The organism is [Scytonema hofmanni] UTEX 2349 (assembly GCF_000582685.1).
GTDB lineage: Bacteria > Cyanobacteriota > Cyanobacteriia > Cyanobacteriales > Nostocaceae > Hassallia > Hassallia hofmanni.
This window is the reverse complement of record NZ_ALWD01000002.1, coordinates 123,952-140,581: the sequence shown is the minus strand read 5'-3', so window position 1 is coordinate 140,581 and position 16,630 is coordinate 123,952. Positions and strand designations below refer to the sequence as shown.

The window sequence follows — 16,630 nt, the reverse complement described above, 5'->3', positions numbered from 1 at the left end:
CCTGATTTTTCATCAAGACGTTTTCAACCAATTACCCCTCACGGGGATGGAAACAATACTCTGGCACGCCGACGCGTTTGCCGTTGTAGTTTGTTTTCAACCAATTACCCCTCACGGGGATGGAAACTGAGAACCACCGCCATTTTTGCCTGTTCCGTCATAGGTTTTCAACCAATTACCCCTCACGGGGATGGAAACTAAATCCTCTATTCGTAGGGGTTGCATACTCTAAGTTTTCAACCAATTACCCCTCACGGGGATGGAAACCAGTAGGATTCTGTCGTAAATCTTCCTTCAATGTATTAATGTTTTCAACCAATTACCCCTCACGGGGATGGAAACCATCGTAATGATTGTCATAGCATTCTACTATTTTTGTTTTCAACCAATTACCCCTCACGGGGATGGAAACTACCATTCACAAAACACTGGACACCTTGCGCGGAAAGTGCATCGTTTTCAACCAATTACCCCTCACGGGGACAAAAAAGACGCCTTTCAAGGATATTATGATCGTCAAACACTATAAACTAACTTATGGATTGGCTACCCTCAATTGACTTATCTCACCTTTGGGATTTGGTTATTGCCCAAACTCCAACACCTACCCGTACATCTTCACCGTTACCAAATACGGCAAAAATTTCTAATGATATCGAACTATTAAAAAGTCAAATAGAGCTTCTTAAAACTACAAATGCCAGCCAACTAGAATTTCTCAAAAGTACAAACATCCAACTAAATGAAAACTTTAATAGATTTGTTGCAGCGATGCAATTTGTCTTAGTTGTATTTGCCTTTTTGGGTGGACTTTTAGCTTATGTTGTAGGTAAAAATTTAGATGATGCGAAGAAAGTAGCCAGTCAATTAATTAACCGAGAAGTAGAGAATAAAATTACAGATTTAGTTCAATCCGAAGTTGAGAGTGTCAAGCGTTCTTTGCAGCGTGAAAGGGTAATTGGTTCAACAATTGTAGATTATTATTTACCTAGTAACGATACAACAGAACCCAATGATTGTAAGCTGCTGCGTACAAGAGGTTTTGCTAAAGTTAGATATTGGAATCAAAAAAGGAAGCCTAAGAAGCCAGTAGGAGATATTTTAGTCTTAGATTTAATAAATTCTAAGCTACTTGAAGGACAGGATTTTGTTGGATTATCAAAAGAAGATGCAGAAAATAAGCGGGAAGATAAAGTAAAGGAGCAGATTGATTTAGCATTAGATTGGTTGGATAAAAATACTGTTTTAGTGATTTATGTAAAAGGAAGGTATAGAGAAATAGATAATTTGGCAGCGCGAGTTGATTACTATTATATTCCTGTAAATGCACCGATAAGTTTGCTGGGAATTGTTGCCGATTCTGCCTATGTTGCTTATGGTGAAAAGCAATGATGGATGAATATTTAACAAATCAAGGGTTAACTACCACAGTATTTAACGTGTTTGATACTGCCATCTTCTTTAATTGCCGTCACCTTGACTTTGACTGTTTGTTTTTCCTGTAAATTTTTGGCATGTTTAGGTTCTTTCTCATTAGGAATCAAAATATCTCCAATTTGATAGGAAACTTTATTGCTAGTAACTTTAACTACTGTAGCATCGAGTATCTGGTCAATTTCAAATTTCTGGGATTGATTTGTAATAGTCTGGCTTTTGGGTTCTGGAGGTGATTTCACTACAGGTGCAATTGCAGGTAAAACTTCGCCATTTTCAATTTTCTGCTTGTAAAAGCGAATTAAACGTGCCGACCAGCCGAGTATTGTTAATACTCTAGCAGCATCATTCTGTTTGATATCAAAGTATTGTTCGCAGGCATAGAGAATACTGTCATAATATTTAGGGACATTACCTGTATGCCCAATTTGTTTGCCGTATTTGACTAAATGCTCTAGATAATTAAATAAAATAGATAATACATTGTTTTTACTCTTACCCTCAGCTTGACGAATTTTTGTATAAAGATAAGTAATGACTTTTTCTAGCTCAGTCTTAATCCCATCGGAATTAGAGCGAGATTCACGATTGAGTGATATTTGTTCTTCAGCCAAAATTCGCGCAATATTATGCGCGATTTGCGACTCATATTCTGTTAATGAATAAGCGCGTTCGTCGAGATAAACAGCCATTAGTAATTTTCGTAAGGTTGACGGGTAGTGGGATAACTTAAAATTTGACTTAATTGTTCTAACTGCGGCTCTTCAATCAAATTTTGATTGTGGGCTGCTTGCATGTGTTGAAGAATAAATTGCTGCAACAGTTCACCCTTTAATTTTTCATCATCTGGATTGGAGAACGACTTATAGTGCTTACATAAATCATCTTGATTTTGCATCACCTGCACTTCCGTGATTTTCACTATCATTGTTCCCATACCAATGGGTTTTCCCGCACCAAGTTTGAGTGCAAAGGGATAATTTGAGTCTTGTCCCAAAGCAATTAATAGCGCTCCTAGTTGTTTAGATTGAAGATTTCTAAAGTGTAACTGTGTTGAAAAAGTATAATTTCTACTTGCTTGTTGGACGCGAATTCCATCCTTTTCACCTTTATCTAAGGCACGAACCATGTGATAATAAAACTTACGCCCAGCAACATTACCTTCATGATAATAGTTGCTTCCTTGAGGTTTTGGCGACCATAAAGCAGGCATATAACCAACACCAAAACCATTTGTGTTACAGCGTGCATCTCGGATGTTAATTAATCCTTGCCAACCCCAATTATCTCCCGATGCACCAAAGACGACTCCCGCCGGACAAATTTCATTTTGTCTGCGAGCAGGTAAGCGGTCAGGTGGGTTATTGGTTTTTGACTTTACGCCTAAACGACTATTAGTAATTGCTTCATAGATAGCGCGGATACAACCTTTTAAAGAACTACCTGGAATCAACAGTGTTTTATCTACCCCCTGCTCCATAGTCTTGATTAGGGGTATACCATTTTTATCAACATCGCTACCCATCACAGCTACCCCAGTGGAAACGTGTAGCGCTGTCTGTACTTGGAGAGTTAAAAATAAAGTACCGTGTAAGCAATTGCTTTGGTATTTGTCGTGTCCGGGAGGAGTGCAAACGCTGGGTGGTTTATCTGGAAACCGAACGAGTTCGTATGGTACGGGTGCGCGTTCATCTGAACTACCATTGGTGTTAGAGCGATAAGAACTGTTAGTCATGGGAATTTTTCAGCGTTAAGGCGACAAAGTGAACCGTAGCAGTCTTCTTGTCTCGAAAATAGCGTTGGGCAAGATTATTAACGACATCTGACTCCAGTCCCTTGGGAAAGCGAGTTTCATCTTCGGGATGTATAAGTACATTTTGCTCAATTATTTCCCAATCGCGTTCGATCGCCCTAAAACCTGGTATTATCTCTTGTGAACCGAGTAGCAATACCTGATACTTACCTTGCTTAATCTGCCAACGCACCTCCAGCACTGAGTTAAACAGTTGTCCTTGGGGACTAGGAAAGGGTTCAGGGTGTTTTGGCGCAACACCATTGATGGGATAATTATTTAAGCGATCGCTTATATCATCTCCCAAGTTGGCAAACTTGTCGCTTCGCCGCTGCCAAAACCCCCCAACCCGATGTGCCCAACGTAAAAAATAGTAACTGGGTGAAGTTGTCAGTTCTTCCAATCGTTCGATTAATTTATCTGTTGAAAGAGATTCTTCGCTTACCCAAACGTTGCACATAAAGCACCTCCTTCTTCCAACAACTTGCTCCAAGCGGCAACGCTTTGCATAAATAATTCGGTGATATCAGTTTTGTCTTCCCAGCGCAGTTCTACGCCAAAGCCATATTCCATCGATGTTGGTGAGATAGCAACTTCATATTTGTCATTTGAAGGAAAACCGTAAGGATTAGCACCATCTTCTTGTAAAAATTCCCCAGCACCTGCAAGATAAACCTTATCCCAAGGTGTTGAACTGCCAAATGGGTAAATTTGCCCTTCTTTGTCCAATATGCAACCTGGATACTGCACAACAGCACTGTTGTACTCTAAGTGGACTATACCCAACCCCCGCGATTTGGCAAAACCAATGCCAAACCAACCTGCGTTTAAATCACGCATTACAAGTGCAATTAACCCCAACTGTGCCAGCGAAAAGTTTTTTAGGTGGATTTTGGTCTTAAACGCACCACCAGTGCAAACTTGATAATCAAAAGGTCCGTGTGCTACCGAACCAAATACTCTATCAATGGCAACACCGTTGCGTTCTTCGATTTTGACTGGTACTGAGGTATCAGGATAAGCATCTTCAATACGGAAACGACTAGCGATCGCAATATTGCCAAATATCTGGTCAGTGAAGGATGATTCTTTATATATAGCGGGTGCTGGTAGTTTCTTTTTTAGTCCTTGTTCAGCTTGAGGATTTTCATATAAATAATCGTATTTATCAGTATCTAACGGATTATTTGCCCAAATAAGTTTGGGATCGGACGGTTTTTCATATTCAGGATGACCTACAGTTCTGACAATACGTTCAGCATGAGCGCGAATTGCACCTTTTAAGGAACTACCAGGAAGATAAATTGTCGGAATACCATTATGAAAAGTTTCTACAAACTCCATTTGAGGTTTTGTAGGGTCTGCACCTTCCCGACCTGATTTAATCAGGATGGGTCCATCTGGAATAATAGTGATATCAATTGTGCAATGGTTAACAAATCGTTTGTGCATGGTTAAGTTTTAATGAGTAGCATTTGTTGTGTTTTTATTTTTTTCAATCTCTTCATTTAGACGGTAAATTAATGCTTGGCTCCATATATATGGTAAAGGTATTGTATTATCACAAGGCAAATTTTCATTAGAATTACTTAATTTTTTGAGATATTCGATAACTTTATTTGGATTGACCTTATTTTTATCGTTATCATCTCGGACATCCACCCATTTAATATCATTAATTTTCAGTTTTACAACTCCCAAACCCCTTGACCTTCCACCACCTAAAGGAATTTGTTCAGTTTCAAATTGATGTAACCCAATCATCAATAAGCCTAACTCCCAATCATCAGCATTTTCGACAACAGCATGAAATATAAATGGTGTTCCTGCTGGCACAACTTGAAAATCATAAAGTTTACCATCAGCAGCAGTTTCGGTATCTCTGTCGATAGAAACACCATCTCGTTCTTGATACTGTCCAAACCAGTTATCTTCTGGTTCATATACCGTTAAATCACGGATTTGTAATTTACTAGAAAGCCAGGGTGAACCAAAGAGTAAAGATACTAAATCGGTATTTTCGATAATGTATTTATGTAGTCTATTCTCTCTATCTAACGGATTAACATTAGGAGTTTCGTGTTTAAACTGTGATATTTCATCAGGAGTGATTGACCATTCACTTTCTATTGCTGGGTTAGCAACTAATTTACGGTTACTACCTACAATCCCCCGTAAGAAACTTTCTAATCTTGACCTCAAAGCCCCTTTAAAACTCGAACCAGGTATTAATGGTCTATTCAAAGCGTCTTTGATGACGGGTAAATCTGAACCTATAGGTTCTGTAGAACGTCCGGCACTAATTCGTAATGCTGTAACTGTTTCCAATATTCCGGTAATTTCTAGACGATTTTTAAAGATTTCAAACATAGCTTTGCTGGATAAATCTAGTAATTAAGTATTTTAGTTTGTCTTGCTATCAGAATTATTTTTATTAGCTTTCAGATATTTTAGCCGACGCGAACCATAACCAAGATAGCGTCGAGTTAATTCCAGCCAGACTGCTTTAAATTTATCGTCACACTGTACTTTCTTGACAATTTCTTCCGCTTTATTTCTAAGTAATTTATCAATATCATCAATTATTTGTTGTGCTAGAGAATTTCCTCCTTCACCCCATTTATTATCTCGTCCTAACTGGTAACGTAAAAAATTTTTGATGACTTCTATGCTAATAGTTGTATCTGCAACGTGCATCAAATTTCGATATTGCGACTCTTCTAAATTTTTACATGAGTTTTTATCTTTAATAATTTTCTCAATTGCTATTACTAAATCATCTTCAACTTGAAGTATCTCTTTTTGAATTTTGAACTCTTTTTGTTGTTGTTCCCAATTTGTCATACCGCAGCCTCCCGAAATACTAAATGAAACTCATTGCAAATTTCTACTTGACCAAAACCTTCACTAATACGTTCTCCTACACCACTACACTCTAAGTCAAATAACTTTTCATACCATAATTTTGGATTCGTGGTGCTGAATAAGTAAACTGAACCTTTATTAGTTACAAGTTCTACATCTTTCATCAACCCCCAAGCACTATTCCAACCAGAACGATAATCATAGCTACTGTAAGCAGTGTGAAGTTTTAAAGATTTATCATCTTCATCTTTGATATACACAAACTCTTTAAGCATTGCAGACGAAATCACCGTGGTACGCTGCCAATTTTCTAACAAAATTGCGTCAGATTGTAAGTTAATGGTAAAATATATTTGGCTATCAAATGGGTTATTTATTGTTTCTCCAAATGCGTCTGACCAATTTTTCCAGCGTTCTTTTAATTTCCGATTAAATTGATCAAGTCTATTTTTTACATTGTTGTTTATTTGAATTGCTTTGGCGTGAATTTTAACTTTACCCAAACCCCGCGATATCGAACCGCCAAGTCTAAATTTTTCGGAATTATTGTTGATAAAACTAGTCAATTTATTAGCTAAAGTTTTGGTAGGAACGATGATACAACTTCGATAAACATAGTTATTCCATTCCAAAGATTTAAAATCAGTTTTTTTTGTAATTTTATTGGTAGATTTAGTATTATTTTTTTGCAGGAATGCCTCATTAAGAACTTCAATACTATATAAAATATCCTCCGCAGCAGTGGCACGGCGGCGATTGATACCAACCCGCGTCAGTAAGCGACTGGTAACTGCATGGCTATAATATTTATCACCATGCTTACTGTAGAAACTACTATAACTCTCTACCCGCGAATCTATTCCATCTGCTAAGGCTTTAAGGTTACTGGGGTCGTAGGGATAGTTGAATTTTTCCGCACAGAAGGAATCTATTAGTGTATCGAATACACCGTGATTTTTGGCGATAAATCCTGGGTTAGCTTTGGAACTCACTGCTGTTGCAGGTAAAACTTTAATTGCATCCTCTACCACCTGATAGCGATCGCCAAACAAGGCAACAGCGGGATAGGCATTTTGGAAAATTGCCGGATTTTCGTCTAAAAATAATTGTTGAAAGTGGTTATTATCGGCAACAACATCCAGATTTTCGAGTTCCATCCCTGAATGACGCTGTAGGATTTGTTTCGCTACTGCACCACGCAGAACTGAACCAGGTATGTATTTCTCAACTTCGCTGATGGAACCTCCGGGTTTTTCTTTACCAATTGCTAGAGGTGAGAGGGCTGTAATTTTTATTGAAATCAGTGTTTTACCTTGCTTCATGCTGCATCCTCAACTTGGACATTGGTGTTAGCAGTTTTAGGTATCAAACTCGACCAGTCAACATTATCGGGAAGTAATGTAGCTAAACTCTCCTTTTTCCAGTGCAACCATCCCAAACCTTTTGATTTACTGCCTCCTAATGCATAGATGTGGTGTAAGGCAGCAAAAATCAAGGGTTTTGCCAAATCAGGACTGGGAGAATTGAAGCGAGGAAGTAAGTGAATAGTACCTGTAAATTCCAATTGGCCATTAGCTGGGGATGTTTCTAATAGGTAAAGCTTGCTTTCCTCAGCAGTGCGACGACGACGGTTGATGGTGACACCAGGACGCAGAACTTCTGGTAGTTCATCGGCTGGTAATGGGCAGATAAAATCTTCTACAATGATGCGGGATGGTAGGATGGGGTTGCCAAAGATTTGCGATACAACGCAGTGGTAGCCCTTATAGCCAGTTACTTCAAATAAATTTCGGAAGTCCTTCCAGTCTTGGTTTTCATCTGGAAGAAAATCTTCAAGCATATAAATTTGCCGGAAGCGATCGCACAGTTGATGTTCATTTGGACAAAGCTCTGTCGCTACTGGTGCGTAAAAAATTTGCCAACCTAGCGCACTCGCCAACTTTTCACATTCATGACGCAGCCTACCTTTTATTTGAGAAGCAGGAATTAGCAATTGTCCTTGGGCATTGCGGACGATGGGTTTATCTGCAAGGGAACCTGATGAGCCACCCGCACCGACACATAGTGCAGTATCAATAATTGCTGTTAATTTCCAGCGTTCGGATGTATCTTGGGGAAGTCTATCTAAGTCAATCATTTTTTATATTATTGGTTTACTTGCTGCTGTTCGCCTTGAATAAAAGCTGTTTCACCGTCTTGAAGTGTGGCAATGAACGGGTATAAATCTACCAAGTCGCGCCAAATTGTTTCGTAGATAGTTTTTTCTGTTTCTGTATCAGATTTATTCAGCTTTAAAGACATCCACGGCGCAAGATTACCATGATTATTTTCATCTTTTGGCTGACACCAAGCCTCCTCAAACGCGGCTTTTAGTTCTGGTTGTCCTTGTTGCAGACGTACTCGGAAGTAGCGATAATTAAGGATGGCAGTACGTTTACCACGCTCTAATAAACTGCGGATTTGATATAGTTGCGATTTGGGAAATTTGGCTTTTTTGAGTGCTTCGACAGTATCCAGCAACCCTCCCAGTTCGTGAAGAGTGTAGGGTGCAGCGTAAAGTTTGAGGTTAAGATTATCTTTCGTTAACCCTTGTTCGCGGAAATCTTTGATATTTGATGCAATCATTGTCACGGCTTTCAAGGCTAAAAAATCCACCGTTCCGCCATAGTAGTTGCAGTCGCGTTTTAGGTCTTTAGCAAGTTTTTTTGATGATTTTAGCAGTTGGTTGGTAAGTGCTTCTGCGTAGTATATGGGTGTATTTTCCGCAGTGATGAGAACACCTGCGGACATACTTAACTCGCACTGATGGGTGTATTCAGGTTGTTTCCCCCCTTGGTAGCGATGGACTTTTTCAAGATCGTAGGGTTTATCAACTCTAAATTCTGATGATTTTAGTATTTCTCGTTCAAATTCTTCGCCGATGGTTTTGGCAATATCTAAGGCTTTATCCGCAGGTACGATTAGCAACACATCATCGCCACCAATGGTGACTATTTCAAACGGATAGATCCATTCACCGTTACGATTAATATTGTCTGGGTCGGTAAGATGATTAAGTTGACGGGGCTTGAGATGGTTTCGCAAGGCAATATAAACAGAATTTTGGGTTGCATCTAAAACCTGTTTGCTAAATTCGCGGTAATCCTGCGGTGTGCGAATTTTGTTGCGGATGTAGCCACCCATATTATTACCATCCGCATAGATATAGCCAACAAAACCGCGAGGTGTGCTGACATTACCGATTTCACGCAGAGAAAAGGCTTCTGTAACTTTGTAAGGTTTTAGTGTTTGATCTAATGCTTGATAGTATTCTTTTTTGCTACCTGACTTTTTCAGAAATAGCTTAAACTTACTCACCCAGCTGCGGACAATACCTGTTTCCCATAGTTCTTCATCTCCCGACAGTCGGCGAAACCCAAAGTTTTGATACCATTGTTGTCGCTGGCGATCGCGTTTGCTGCGCTGTCCGACAATTACTTTACGTGCCAAAGCTGCGGAGAAACTCGGCGTTCCTGGTAAATTTGTCTCTGCTACAGCTGCACGTCTATCGGTTTCATCCCGTTGCAGATACGGATGGGTTTCAAACATAGGAGGATAGCAACGACTCGGACGCGGTAGACCCAGTATCTTGTTATCTCCGTCGTTTTGGGCATCTGTGGAGACTTGTTTACCGCACAAGTGTTTGTTACCATTACGACGATGGGTAAATTGATTAGCAAGTTTGCCCACAAGTTCATTAAAGTTCTTGCGCTGCCAAAATTTCTCCTCTAAATCATGTTCGTTGGACTGGTCAAAATAAGCTTGGATGATGGGATTATTTTGCTTTTGCAGATATTCATCCAACCAAAGAGTATTTTCAATTGGATTTTGCAGCAGTCCAAACCGGAATTCTAACAAGCGGAAAGTATCGCCAACTGCACAGGAATTAGCTGTTAAAGTTTCATCGGTGTAGCGTTTCTCAATAGCGTTAGCAAGTTCATCAACAAAAGCCGCAGGACAAAAGGCAAGAATACTACCACCTGTAGAGTAGATAATCAATTCGGGGATAAGTGCTTGTGTTAAACCTCCAAATCCATTATCAATCAGCCATTGCCTGATGCTCCCGTGCGATCGCACTCCTTGCCCAAAAAAACCAGGGATGTCATAGAGGTTAATCCGATCAAGAAGTGCCGATGCACCGCGAATATCGTTCAGTTTTGCTGCTTCAAAAACATATTGCTTAATCTTTGTTGCACCACCAAATACCAAGCCAATGGATGTTTCTTGCTTCCACAAGTCTGGATAATTTTTCTCTAATTCTTCAAGCGTCTTAGGGGTGTACTTTTCTGGAATATTGTAGAGTTGCTGTGCCTGTGCAACAAAAAATTCCATGCTTTTCGGCACATCTTGCTTATCGCCTTGATTGTTTTGACCAGACAACACCTGTCGCATTTGATGCAACGCACTGAGTTCATCTTGAAGGAGACTGTGTTTTTCGCCCCAGGCAAGACACCAGGCTAGTGCAGTAATTGTGCGCGTGCGAGAATCGTTTGTCATAGGGTTGAAGAAAAGCAATGAGGGATTAGCGTCAACTTGGCAATAGTCTTGTTTTCTGGTGAGAGGGTTTGATAGAGAGTAACTTTTGTATCTTTTAAGTATTTACACTATCTCATACTGAGTTTCCAGCAAAAAGGAAAAAATTCCGTATTTTTTGTTTGCGGAGTTTTGCTAAATGGGTTATAACCACAGTTAATTACTTTTGTCAATAACGTGTATCACCATCCCGTAGCGATCAATGCCTGATATACTGACCTCTGCTGGTGAAGCTTTTATGCTTTAATCTACTGAGTGTCTTGATGACAGTTAGGCGACGAGAACACTTTTGTATGGAGCAAATTGAATAGTATGAACGGTCAAACGATTTATCAAAATCTAAGTAATCTTGATTTATTAATTGGTACTTTAACAATTCTTTCTTCAATAGCGGTTGGTTCGTTTACCACTTACAAAGTTCTCAACTCTCTTTTTAAAAGAGAACAGATTTTCTTTAAGAACTTACAAAGAAAAATCAAAGTATTTTATCCACCTTATGAAAACAATAAGGAGATGGAAGTCGAATTTGAAGAGATTCAAAATAATCGTTTTTTGAAAAACACGTAGTGGCGTGGCACAGCTAAAACAGTGCATTAGGTTTTCTGTTTTTTTAGCGAAGACAGCGCAACTACAAGCCCTTTCTATTCCACCATTTTAGGCGTGTCACGCCAGTACTGATGCTATATTAGTATTAAGCAGTTGTACAACGAGAAAAGTTAATGTCTGAGGATGAATACCTTCAAGGAGTTATTAATAAATACACTGTAGATGCCAGCTCATCTGAAGCCGCCGCCAACTCCATTTATGGAGTTATTTATAGTTGGGCAAATGGTTGTCTGAATGACGCGAAATTCTCTGGTTCTTTAGCAAAAGGAACGGCTGTTTCGTTGGGTACAGACGCTGATGTTTTCTTGTCCCTTAGTTCTACAACTCTTGGTACACTCTCTCAGATATATAATTCACTCTACAACGCTGTAACCGATGCAGGATATACGGCTAGAAAGCAGAATGTTTCAATTGGTGTAAATATTGGCAAATACAAAATTGACCTCGTTCCAGGGCGTCGGCAGTCGCAGTATGGAAATGACCATAGTCTTTATAAAAACAAGACTAATTCCTGGACAAAAACAAATATAGATATACACATTTATACCGTAAGAAATTCAAATCGTATCGATGAGATTAAACTCACCAAAATATGGCGCGAACTGCATAGGCTAGACTTCCCATCTTTTTATCTTGAGCTAGCAGTCATTGATTGCCTTTACGGATGCAGATATGGGCAGCTAGCATCTAACTTTTTCAGCGTACTCTCGTTTCTACAAGATAAGTTGCAAAATAGAAGATATGTAGACCCTGCGAATAGCAATAACATCATCTCTGATGATTTAAGCGCTTATGAAAAACAGCTTATAGCTGCTCAAGCACAAACTTCGATAAATAAGCAATATTGGCGAGAAATAGTTTGGTAGCCAGCTCCCGTGATATTTTAGCGTTGAGTAGCAATGGACACTGTTGATGAATTCGTAAAATACTTATGCAATTATGCGGGATTTATCTTGGGGTGTATAGTCGCTACTTTTACTTACTCGCTCGGCGTATAACCAATATCCAATTTTTCCATCGCCTTGCGCTTAGTCTCTTCCCCACGCCGATCATACTTCCCCGTAGTTACAGGGGATGCATGTCCGGCTAATTTCTGCACCGTCACAATATCTACCCCCGCATCCAACAAATCTGAACAAAACGTCCTCCTAAAATCGTGGGGGCTAAATTGCTCAACCGAGGCTGATAATGCACGTTTTCTTAAAATCATCAACACCGCTTGGGGGGTCATGCGCTTGAAATCTTCTATAAATCCCCCTTTGCGAATCGGATGCAATAAAGGTCCCGGTCTTTTCCCACGCACAACAAGCCATGAAAAGACCACCGCGATCGCACTAATCGGCATATATACCGTTCTATCTTTTTCACCCTTCCCACCAACAATCTCCAACGCCCCGGTTGCAGCATCAAAATCTTTCAAGTTTAAATCAACTACCTCCGCCCTTCTTAACCCACACCGTAGTATCGCAATTAACGCCGCATCCCGCACCCCAAGCGGCGATTTATCATCTTGACATGCCGCCAATAGTGCTGTTATTTCAGGTTGTTTTAGTTGTCTGCCCCGTTGCTTTTTACTCGCTTTTATGCTGCGTAAATCTACAGCCTTCTGGTAATCTTGTGCCTGAATTAAATCCAACTTAAAAGCTTCAAGCAACACCCTCCTCAACGCACATAACATCTTATTTGCCGTCGCCGGGGCGTGTTTTTTCATCAGCGCAGACCGCACAGCAGCTGTATGTTGATACCTTAATGCCGCCCAGTCGAGAGTCATTGCATCGCACGCACCGTTGGTTAAAAGATAAGCGATCGCATTTAAAGCCTGTTCCATAGTGGGCCTAGACCCAGGAGCAAGGCTATCGAGATACACCGCCGCTGGGTGTAGCGTCAGTGGCAATGGCTCGCTTAGAACTAGCGCCTGAACTAGGGGTGAACGCATTTATTTATCAGAAGTGGCATTCTAGTAAACTATTTTAGATCGCGCAGTGCATAAAATTATTATTAGTCAAGGGTTATGACGCATTTATTTATAATGAGTGGTATTCTCACGCCTTCAAAGGTGGTATAGTCCATCTGAGGCATTCTATGAGTGTTTGCTGGAATTGGTATGGGTACATTGACTCTGGTGTGGCGTTGCGAATGATGACATTGGCAGGTTCTTCAGTGGGCTGAAGGGATGCTTTCTTGGGGTGGTTTCACCTATTGGAGCGTACGGGAGCATCTTGAAGGTGCATATAGCTTATGTCAACAACAAGCATCATTCATCCTCTCCACTTCCAAATTATTCAGAGAATTGGTACAACATGGTATTTCAAATATGGAAGTGTTTTCTACAATCGCACTGATAAATCTTTACCCGAAAGTAACCGGGAAAGGTTATTTGGGATAACTAAAAATAAAATTGTGATTGAACTGTTCCGCATCAATGGCGGTAACTCTGGTTATTATCTTGCAAATCTTCGAGATAAAAAGTATTACTACTGTGGTGATAACTGGGAAGATATTAAAGCTAAGTTACAGGAGTTAGGGATTGGCACAGATGAACCAAATAATTATTCTGTGCAATATTTTGCACCTCAACTTCTACTCTAGAGCGTAATACCAGCTTGCTTTGCTCCCTATTGTAAATTAGGATGCGATCGCGGTTCTCTTTTGGGGGTGCTGATCGCCCAGAAGTGAAAACACGCGCGATCCCTCGAATGGTGAACTACTTGGAAGGAAGCTGACCCAGGCTCGGAAAGCTTGCGGTAACGATCTGGATTGACCTATTGCTACACAATATTGACTGCGCCAAAACGCTTTTGGTGCTGACCTAGACGCTGGTGGTGAAGGCATCTTTACAGGAAGCGACGCAGTAAAAGATAAAGTGATTACTACAGGCGATCTACTTTTCGGCTCTACAGTAACAAGTCTTTTCGCTTTTTCTAACAATTTCCTGAATAACTCCGGTCAAATCGTTTTTCATGCCCAAAAAAGCAGATGGCTTTATAGTCATTGCCCGTGCTGAACCAGCGTCTGAACCTCCCACTGCTATTCCTAAAACCAACTTCTGTATTAGCTTTAGTAGTATTTGGTATTTTAGGTATTGGTTTTAGGAAGTGTAAAAAGCGATCGCACTCTCATTGTTAATAGCGCTTTGCGTACTCTCATTACCGCCTACCTTTTTTCTCACTAGAAAAGGGAGCCTACTACATCTAGCTCAGTAATTCCACCACAATCGGTAAGACGAGTGCTTTGCCCTGTTTTTCGAGCGATCGCACATTACATCGCCCACAGGTCCCGATGGCCGGGGTTTATGGTGGGCTGCTCTACCACCGCGACCAACAGTTGATGAAGTGGAACAACGAAAAAAACCCCAAGAACAGGCTTGCCTGAGTTGTTGAAATCTGTGGAGTACAAACTGACGTATGCGGAAAAAGAACATTTGAATGCGATCAGCAGCCTGGAACATAAGAGAGCGAACAGCCCAATGCCCTAAAACAACCATAAGCCTCCTGAACAACTCCACGGGGGTTTTGGTTTTGAGAACGAATCAGAGTTTTGCACCCCTTCAGACGGACTTTCAATTAATCATATCAAGTCCGCTTAATTAGTTATAATTCCCACATAATAGCAAAAACCATGAAACTCTCTTTTCCCCTGCTAGAAAGCCCCCTGCAAGAGTGCGGCCTAAATGATAAGTCTTTAACCGGACACGATATCAATGGTATTTTCGACTTACCAACGTTGGTGATATAACGAAGAAAGGAAACAATACGGTAGTATCTGAATAACCTAAGTTTTGTTGGACAAAGGCGGATTCATGTTCCAAGAGATTACTGCTCAAATTGCTTTTTCTGACTCATTTCCATATTTAGTTACAGCCTTAGGCATTACTAGCACAGCGGGAATATTCGGTTTAAGGTGGTGGAAACAAAAGAACACTTACAAATCTCTACAGGTCTTTCCCTCTCCTAAGAGACACTGGCTATTAGGAAATATTCCTCAAGTATTAGCAGCAGTCAAAGAGAAGAAATTCTTCCAATTATTATTTGATTGGAGCCAGCAGCTAGGGCCAATGTATGTTTACTGGGCTGGCCAGCCAGTTCTCGTTTTGAGTAAGCCAAAAGTTATCGAAGACACTATTGTTAATGGCATGAGAGACGGTAGCCTAATTAGGTCACAGCGAGCTAGCAAAGCTTGGAACGACATTAGTGGGCCCATTCTTTTAGGTCAAAACGGAAATGAGTGGCAGTACAGACGCAAGGCTTGGAACCCTGAATTTAGTTCTAGCGGTCTCTCCAAATATGTGGAAATTATTAGCCAAGCTTGCGAACAAATAATTGAGAAAATTCAGTCAGCTGCCTCACCAGAAGTTCAGGTAGATCCTCTGTTTGTAGAACTAACAATGAGGGTGATTTCCTCTCTTGTACTGGGCATTTCTGTGGATAGAAACATTGCTAGTCATGAAGGACAACCCCTTGATGTTCTCAAGGTGTACGAGGCGATGTCTATTGTAGGCTATCGGTTCCTACGGGTAGCTACTGGCGAGAAGATATGGATGAAATATCTGCCAACTAAGAACTCACGAGATTATTGGGCAGCAAGGCGATATTTAGAGGAGTTTATTACTCCCCGTGTAGACTTAGCTTTACAGATGAGAGAACAAAATCAGACCGATTTACCACAGGTAAGTCCTTTGTTCCAGGAATCAATGTTAGTGAAAATAGCTGCCAAAGAACCAAAATACAATCGGGAAACACTGATAGCAGAAGTTATTGAACTTTTAATAGCTGGTACTGATACCACGGCTCATACTTTATCTTTTGCAATAGCAGAGTTGACCTTAAATCCAAGGGTTTTTCAGCAGGCACAAGCCGTTGTTGACCAAGCTTGGGAAAGTCAAGGCAGTATTAATGGAGAAAGCCTTAAGGATTTGAATTACATCCGCGCTATTATCAAGGAAACTTTGCGCCTTTATTCAGTCGCCTCTGGCTCGACTTCATTGGAGGCTCAACGTGACACTGTTATCGAGGGTACGGTTATTCCTCGTGGCACGAAAATATTCTGGTCAATGCTTGCTGCTGGACGAGATCCAGAAGTCTATTCGCATCCCGATGAATTTCTGCCAGAGCGTTGGTTAGAGAAGAGTAAGGAAAATAGTCAACTGCCAATGATAGACTTTGGCTCAGGTTCTCATCGTTGCTTGGGAGAGCATTTGTCAATGCTGGAAGGAACGATGATGCTGGCACTACTGCTCCGCTACTTTGAGTGGGAGTTGGTCAACGGTCGATCATCTCTGGAACAGTTACAGCAGAACCTTTTGATTTATCCGCCCGATCGAATGCCGGTGCGCTTTCGGTCGAGAAAGTAGGGATAATACCG

The 16,630-nt window shown here is 40.6% G+C and carries 16 protein-coding genes and 1 CRISPR repeat array (1 of these 17 cut by a window edge); of the genes, 5 read left to right on the top strand and 11 right to left on the bottom strand.

The features are described from left to right. Positions 1 to 490: a CRISPR direct-repeat array (repeat unit 35 nt; unit sequence GTTTTCAACCAATTACCCCTCACGGGGATGGAAAC); it reaches 193 nt to the left of the window's first position. 47 nt (positions 491 to 537) lie between these two features. Further along, entirely contained in the window at positions 538 to 1,392 is an 855-nt protein-coding gene (locus tag TOL9009_RS0100795; protein WP_029630490.1) for a hypothetical protein, read from the top strand. Between the two features lie 26 nt (positions 1,393 to 1,418). Here the strand turns inward: TOL9009_RS0100795 and TOL9009_RS0100790 are convergent, their stop codons facing one another. From TOL9009_RS0100790 to cas10, 9 genes are read right to left on the bottom strand one after another with little or no spacing between them, the layout of a single operon-like run. Then, positions 1,419 to 2,126 (bottom strand): hypothetical protein, encoded by a 708-nt coding sequence (locus TOL9009_RS0100790; protein ID WP_029630489.1) that lies wholly within the window; start codon positions 2,124 to 2,126, stop codon positions 1,419 to 1,421. Further along, the gene (locus TOL9009_RS0100785; RefSeq protein ID WP_029630487.1) at positions 2,126 to 3,169 is read right to left on the bottom strand and encodes an RAMP superfamily CRISPR-associated protein; all 1,044 of its coding nucleotides are present in this window, start codon (positions 3,167 to 3,169) and stop codon (positions 2,126 to 2,128) included. The genes TOL9009_RS0100790 and TOL9009_RS0100785 overlap by 1 nt, the downstream gene beginning before the upstream one ends. Continuing rightward, the gene (locus TOL9009_RS0100780; protein WP_029630485.1) at positions 3,162 to 3,686 is read right to left on the bottom strand and encodes a hypothetical protein; all 525 of its coding nucleotides are present in this window, start codon (positions 3,684 to 3,686) and stop codon (positions 3,162 to 3,164) included. The genes TOL9009_RS0100785 and TOL9009_RS0100780 overlap by 8 nt, the downstream gene beginning before the upstream one ends. Further along, entirely contained in the window at positions 3,668 to 4,678 is a 1,011-nt protein-coding gene (locus TOL9009_RS0100775; protein WP_029630484.1) for an RAMP superfamily CRISPR-associated protein, read from the bottom strand. The genes TOL9009_RS0100780 and TOL9009_RS0100775 overlap by 19 nt, the downstream gene beginning before the upstream one ends. Positions 4,679 to 4,687: 9 nt before the next feature. Further along, entirely contained in the window at positions 4,688 to 5,596 is a 909-nt protein-coding gene (gene csx7 / locus TOL9009_RS37300; protein ID WP_038295549.1) for a type III CRISPR-associated RAMP protein Csx7, read from the bottom strand. A 33-nt stretch (positions 5,597 to 5,629) separates the two neighbouring features. Next, on the bottom strand, positions 5,630 to 6,070 hold the full coding sequence (locus tag TOL9009_RS37295) for a hypothetical protein (protein WP_038295547.1): 441 nt from the start codon (positions 6,068 to 6,070) through the stop codon (positions 5,630 to 5,632). Further along, positions 6,067 to 7,413 (bottom strand): type III-D CRISPR-associated RAMP protein Csx10, encoded by a 1,347-nt coding sequence (gene csx10, locus TOL9009_RS0100760; protein ID WP_029630483.1) that lies wholly within the window; start codon positions 7,411 to 7,413, stop codon positions 6,067 to 6,069. Before csx10 ends, TOL9009_RS37295 begins: the two co-directional genes overlap by 4 nt. Further along, on the bottom strand, positions 7,410 to 8,228 hold the full coding sequence (locus TOL9009_RS0100755) for an RAMP superfamily CRISPR-associated protein (protein ID WP_029630482.1): 819 nt from the start codon (positions 8,226 to 8,228) through the stop codon (positions 7,410 to 7,412). Before TOL9009_RS0100755 ends, csx10 begins: the two co-directional genes overlap by 4 nt. Positions 8,229 to 8,236: 8 nt before the next feature. Further along, positions 8,237 to 10,627 (bottom strand): type III-B CRISPR-associated protein Cas10/Cmr2, encoded by a 2,391-nt coding sequence (cas10, locus tag TOL9009_RS37290; RefSeq protein WP_038295545.1) that lies wholly within the window; start codon positions 10,625 to 10,627, stop codon positions 8,237 to 8,239. A gap of 348 nt (positions 10,628 to 10,975) precedes the next feature. Here cas10 and TOL9009_RS0100745 point away from each other — a divergent pair, with 348 nt between their 5' ends. Together TOL9009_RS0100745 and TOL9009_RS0100740 are read left to right on the top strand one after the other, a co-directional pair. Then, on the top strand, positions 10,976 to 11,230 hold the full coding sequence (locus TOL9009_RS0100745) for a hypothetical protein (RefSeq protein ID WP_029630481.1): 255 nt from the start codon (positions 10,976 to 10,978) through the stop codon (positions 11,228 to 11,230). A gap of 152 nt (positions 11,231 to 11,382) precedes the next feature. Next, positions 11,383 to 12,135 (top strand): nucleotidyltransferase family protein, encoded by a 753-nt coding sequence (locus TOL9009_RS0100740; RefSeq protein WP_029630480.1) that lies wholly within the window; start codon positions 11,383 to 11,385, stop codon positions 12,133 to 12,135. A 113-nt stretch (positions 12,136 to 12,248) separates the two neighbouring features. On the opposite strand, the gene TOL9009_RS0100735 is transcribed toward TOL9009_RS0100740, so the two are convergent. Then, on the bottom strand, positions 12,249 to 13,205 hold the full coding sequence (locus TOL9009_RS0100735) for a tyrosine-type recombinase/integrase (RefSeq protein ID WP_029630479.1): 957 nt from the start codon (positions 13,203 to 13,205) through the stop codon (positions 12,249 to 12,251). Between the two features lie 302 nt (positions 13,206 to 13,507). On the opposite strand from TOL9009_RS0100735, the gene TOL9009_RS0100730 reads away from it, so the two are divergent. After that, positions 13,508 to 13,858 (top strand): hypothetical protein, encoded by a 351-nt coding sequence (locus tag TOL9009_RS0100730; protein WP_029630478.1) that lies wholly within the window; start codon positions 13,508 to 13,510, stop codon positions 13,856 to 13,858. A gap of 292 nt (positions 13,859 to 14,150) precedes the next feature. Here TOL9009_RS0100730 and TOL9009_RS46720 read toward each other — a convergent pair whose 3' ends face one another. After that, entirely contained in the window at positions 14,151 to 14,294 is a 144-nt protein-coding gene (locus tag TOL9009_RS46720; protein WP_186227441.1) for a hypothetical protein, read from the bottom strand. Between the two features lie 774 nt (positions 14,295 to 15,068). Here TOL9009_RS46720 and TOL9009_RS0100720 point away from each other — a divergent pair. Beyond that, positions 15,069 to 16,619 (top strand): cytochrome P450, encoded by a 1,551-nt coding sequence (locus TOL9009_RS0100720; protein WP_029630477.1) that lies wholly within the window; start codon positions 15,069 to 15,071, stop codon positions 16,617 to 16,619. Positions 16,620 to 16,630: the final 11 nt, after the last annotated feature.

What these genes read in the sequence shown, in the direction of transcription:
- TOL9009_RS0100795 (WP_029630490.1), top strand. Translation starts at nt 538, where the DNA reads ATGGATTGGCTACCCTCAATTGACTTATCTCACCTTTGGGATTTGGTT.
- TOL9009_RS0100790 (WP_029630489.1), bottom strand. Translation starts at nt 2,126, where the DNA reads ATGGCTGTTTATCTCGACGAACGCGCTTATTCATTAACAGAATATGAG.
- TOL9009_RS0100785 (WP_029630487.1), bottom strand. Translation starts at nt 3,169, where the DNA reads ATGACTAACAGTTCTTATCGCTCTAACACCAATGGTAGTTCAGATGAA.
- TOL9009_RS0100780 (WP_029630485.1), bottom strand. Translation starts at nt 3,686, where the DNA reads ATGTGCAACGTTTGGGTAAGCGAAGAATCTCTTTCAACAGATAAATTA.
- TOL9009_RS0100775 (WP_029630484.1), bottom strand. Translation starts at nt 4,678, where the DNA reads ATGCACAAACGATTTGTTAACCATTGCACAATTGATATCACTATTATT.
- csx7 (WP_038295549.1), bottom strand. Translation starts at nt 5,596, where the DNA reads ATGTTTGAAATCTTTAAAAATCGTCTAGAAATTACCGGAATATTGGAA.
- TOL9009_RS37295 (WP_038295547.1), bottom strand. Translation starts at nt 6,070, where the DNA reads ATGACAAATTGGGAACAACAACAAAAAGAGTTCAAAATTCAAAAAGAG.
- csx10 (WP_029630483.1), bottom strand. Translation starts at nt 7,413, where the DNA reads ATGAAGCAAGGTAAAACACTGATTTCAATAAAAATTACAGCCCTCTCA.
- TOL9009_RS0100755 (WP_029630482.1), bottom strand. Translation starts at nt 8,228, where the DNA reads ATGATTGACTTAGATAGACTTCCCCAAGATACATCCGAACGCTGGAAA.
- cas10 (WP_038295545.1), bottom strand. Translation starts at nt 10,627, where the DNA reads ATGACAAACGATTCTCGCACGCGCACAATTACTGCACTAGCCTGGTGT.
- TOL9009_RS0100745 (WP_029630481.1), top strand. Translation starts at nt 10,976, where the DNA reads ATGAACGGTCAAACGATTTATCAAAATCTAAGTAATCTTGATTTATTA.
- TOL9009_RS0100740 (WP_029630480.1), top strand. Translation starts at nt 11,383, where the DNA reads ATGTCTGAGGATGAATACCTTCAAGGAGTTATTAATAAATACACTGTA.
- TOL9009_RS0100735 (WP_029630479.1), bottom strand. Translation starts at nt 13,205, where the DNA reads ATGCGTTCACCCCTAGTTCAGGCGCTAGTTCTAAGCGAGCCATTGCCA.
- TOL9009_RS0100730 (WP_029630478.1), top strand. Translation starts at nt 13,508, where the DNA reads ATGTCAACAACAAGCATCATTCATCCTCTCCACTTCCAAATTATTCAG.
- TOL9009_RS0100720 (WP_029630477.1), top strand. Translation starts at nt 15,069, where the DNA reads ATGTTCCAAGAGATTACTGCTCAAATTGCTTTTTCTGACTCATTTCCA.